We start from the raw sequence: 3,424 nt of genomic DNA on the forward strand, positions 1-3,424 counted from the left end.
TAGAGCCCGATCTATGAATGCGGGAGGCTGAAGCGGTGACGCCCGGATCGCCGATATCCTTGTCGAACATCAAGCCGGCCATCGGGCCGGAGGCGTCGCTGGTCAGAGTCGGCCATTGCTGCAGTACCGTCGACGTGGTTCCACCGCGGTCGCTGTAGACCTCCAGGGCTGGGAAGGTGCTCACATCATCGCCGCCAAATCGGGACCCGTTGTCCGAGGGCACGATACCCAGCGTTCCGTTCACGCTGATCCCGGATGCCTTGGCCAGAGCCTCACCGCCGGGTGAGAAAGGGTCCGCAGCGTTGTACTGGATCAGAACCCCGCCGTCGGAGGTCTGCACTGCGCCGACAGACGGGGTACCCGTGCGCACATGGCCGGTGTCCGCATTGACCGAAGCGTTCTGGCGCGCAACGATGATGCCGTTGTCGAAGTCGGTGTAGATGGCGACCCGTGACGCTTCCGGCCCGGCGGTGGGAGAGAAGCCGCGATTGTCTCCGAGGTTGTTGTCGTAGGGCGGTATCCCGACGGAGGGTGCCCAGACATCCTCGCTTGGTATGAACAGATTCCCCTGCCATGAGTCTCATTATCAACCCGCCCCATGAACCTGGATGCACCGAATTTGTGCGGCTCGCTGGTCCGGGGCCAACCCAGGTATCGTCCTCAACCACCAAGAGCTCTGCGCGCCAACGCGGCTGCTGCTGGACTGATGGCGTTCCGCCGCCGCAAGGTCACGGGTTGATCGGTGAGGTTGGTCAGCACCTCGTAGACAGAAAGATGGCGCAGAGCGGATTCGGTCACGGCCCGCCCGTCCCCGTGGCGCCAGCCCAGTTCGGTCAGCAGCGCGGCGATCCGGCCCAAGGGCAGTTCCGAATTCGCGGACTCCGCGGCATAGGCCAGGATCAACAGGACGGCCTGCGTCTGGAACTTGTCGCCGGACTTGGGAATCAGCCGACCGGCCAGATGCTCCCAGAGCGCGTCGACATCCTGCTGGGCGGCCTGTCCGGCCTTGGTCAGCAGTAGAGTGCCCTTGTTCTTTCGGAGAAGGCCCAGGTGCTGCAGACTCTCTCGGAACCGCAACAACGGGAAGCAGTGTGCTTCGCGGTTGTTCTTCCCGATCCAATCAGCCATGACCGGAACGACTTCCGATGCCGCCTCCACGTCAGCCGGTTTGAGAAACCCCGCTGCCGTCAACGCGATGCCGCCGTCCTTCGCCCGGTCCAGGAACCACTGGACCGCCCGCAGCTGGCGGAACATGTCGTCCGTCTTCAACGGAGGAGACCCTGAGGCCAGCACGAGCGCCGCCGCGGTGAGGCTGTCGCCGTGCGCCGTGTACGTGAGCTGATGAACCAGATCGACGAGGCGCGTGTCGATGCCGGATTCGCGCAATAGGAAGTACGCGCCACCGAACGCCGTGTTGACGCGCTCGGGCTCGAAGAGGGCCGGGTCTGGAAGCACCTCGGCGAGGCTGTCCGCGTCGACCAGGTGTCCACAGTCCTCCGGGGGCGCGGCGCGCTCACCGTCGACGACCACAGCGGCGGGACAGCCACCATCGGCCGGCAGCACCTGTTCGAGGCGAATGGTCAGCTCCCAGTTGTCGCCGTAGTCGTAGAGGTAGTGCAGCACATCACCGGTTTCACTGAGTGTTTCGTCGAGGCGAGTTTCGGCAGCCGGAACGCCGCCGTCGTCGTCGAAGTCCGGTTCGTCGACATCGTACGGGCACAGGAACAGCTGGCTATTGCGGTCGAACGCGCTGCCGCCGAGCGAGAAGCGGTGCAGGTGCGAGTCGGTCCAATCGAAGGCCACCTGCAGGACTTGATGCAGGAGATCCAGCGTGATGTTCGAGCGCAGGTCGATCCGTCGCCAGATCGGTGGATCGGCGTCATCGATGTCGACCCTGACCCGGTAGACAACAGCATCGCGTCGCCGGGCGTGCCGTAGATCGGGCCGCGACTCCAGGTCGGTCACCACCCGCAGGTGTCGTCGGTCAGTCACGAGCCCCTCCTATGGTGCATTCCGGTCTGCGACCGCACCCATCGTCACCCGTGAGGCCAGCGTGTGGAGAGTGGGGTGGGTGTCCAGGCCGGCCATGCAGGGGTGCCGACGACGAATCCCGCGGCGAGTTGAGCCACCACACGCGGACCGCGGACCGCGTTGTTGTCGTAGAACGTCGCCTCGTCCGCACGGCCGGCCGCGTCGGCGACCAGATCCCAAAGCCGTTGATAGCGTTGGCGAATCTTGCGTTCGGGCACATCATGGCCGCCCGCGCGCACCCGATGTCGAACGCGGAGTACAGCGAGCTCCTCAGGGATCAACACGGCGTGCAGGATCACTGTGTAGCCCGCCGTGTGAGCGGCGTCGAGGAGTTCGAGTTTCGACGGGTGTGAGAAGACGGTCTCGGCGATGAACGATTCACCGAGTTCGATGAGCCTTGATCGGGTGTCCGCGGCTATCCGTGCCGCCTCGTAGCTGTGTGCGGATGAATCGTCGGGCCAGCGTCGCTTGCCGATCTCGTCGGCGTTCACGTAGACGCTGCGCGGCAGCAGTGGTGCGAGGGTCAGCTCGATGAAGGTGGACTTGCCGGCACCGTTGGATCCGACGACGAGGTCGAGGCGCTTCACCGAAGCAGAGTGCTGTCAGTCATCGCCGCCGTCCAGGCTCTCAGTGCTGCCGTCTGGCCGGTACTGGACGATCTCGCCGGCGTCGTCGAGCGCCACCGTGGTGACGCCTCGTGCGGCCAGCACGGCGCCGTAGTCGGTGCCCGCGAGGGTTTCCTGGACTACTGCGGAGATCTCGGCGTTGAACACGACACCTTCCTCATCGGACAGGTCTCGCATGGGAATGTCGCCGGCGAGGGCGGCTTCGACCTTGCGTCGCGCGGCGCTGTGCCGGCTGGATACCGCTCGCCCGACGCGCGCCCAGTGGTCCAATTGCTGTTTCGCCGAGCGGCTCTGGCGTGCGCCTTCGGCGGCAGCGCTGTCCATCAGATCGGCGGCGATCCGGGTCACTCGATCGGCGGTGTCGGGCATGACGCTCCTTTGGTGTAGCAATGTGTTACGACTGTAGCAGAGTGCTACGGTCGTGGCATATCTGAGGTGGCTTCGCCTGACTCCGCAACGGGGTTACTGAGCGCTCGTTCGGCAGCGTTGCGCTCCACCGCAACGGGTCACCTGTACCAGTTTCGAGTAGCTCGGCCGCTGCGGCAACAGCAAAACGGATGGTGTGAGGACGAGGCGGTCTAACGGTGGGCGGATCCCAGTTCCGAGTGCTCTCTGCTAGCATTCTGCTAGCAGGGAGCTTGCTTTTGGATACACTCGACGGGTGCGAACTCTGCATCTGCGTAATGTGCCCGACGATGTCATGGACCGGCTCGAGCGGCTGGCGCGTGCAGCAAGCACGTCGGTGACTGCCGTCGCGATCCGCGAAC

General features: G+C 64.8%; 3 protein-coding genes and 2 pseudogenes. 1 reads left to right on the plus strand and 4 read right to left on the minus strand.

Annotated features, from left to right (window positions below; translation table 11 throughout):
• The 4 genes and pseudogenes from WA944_RS19285 to WA944_RS19300 all read right to left on the minus strand — a co-directional run.
• Nucleotides 1-340, minus strand: a pseudogene (locus WA944_RS19285) (EspA/EspE family type VII secretion system effector); the annotation flags it as partial.
• Nucleotides 341-660: 320 nt separating this feature from the next.
• Nucleotides 661-1,992 (minus strand): IS1096 element passenger TnpR family protein, encoded by a 1,332-nt coding sequence (locus tag WA944_RS19290; RefSeq protein ID WP_526608564.1) that lies wholly within the window; start codon nt 1,990-1,992, stop codon nt 661-663.
• Between the two features lie 44 nt (nt 1,993-2,036).
• Nucleotides 2,037-2,618: an ATPase gene (locus tag WA944_RS19295; protein ID WP_526369421.1), complete on the minus strand. Its 582-nt coding sequence runs from the start codon at nt 2,616-2,618 to the stop codon at nt 2,037-2,039.
• A 15-nt stretch (nt 2,619-2,633) separates the two neighbouring features.
• Nucleotides 2,634-3,026 (minus strand): TA system antitoxin ParD family protein, encoded by a 393-nt coding sequence (locus tag WA944_RS19300; protein ID WP_526369423.1) that lies wholly within the window; start codon nt 3,024-3,026, stop codon nt 2,634-2,636.
• A gap of 292 nt (nt 3,027-3,318) precedes the next feature.
• Here WA944_RS19300 and WA944_RS19305 point away from each other — a divergent pair.
• Nucleotides 3,319-3,424 (plus strand): annotated as a pseudogene (locus WA944_RS19305) (antitoxin); the annotation flags it as partial.

The organism is Mycobacterium sp. (assembly GCF_049683355.1).
In the GTDB taxonomy this organism is placed as follows: Bacteria; Actinomycetota; Actinomycetes; order Mycobacteriales; family Mycobacteriaceae; genus Mycobacterium.

Bases quoted from the DNA above. Each gene is read 5' to 3' on its own strand.
- WA944_RS19300 (WP_526369423.1), bottom strand. From the start codon at position 3,026: ATGCCCGACACCGCCGATCGAGTGACCCGGATCGCCGCCGATCTGATG.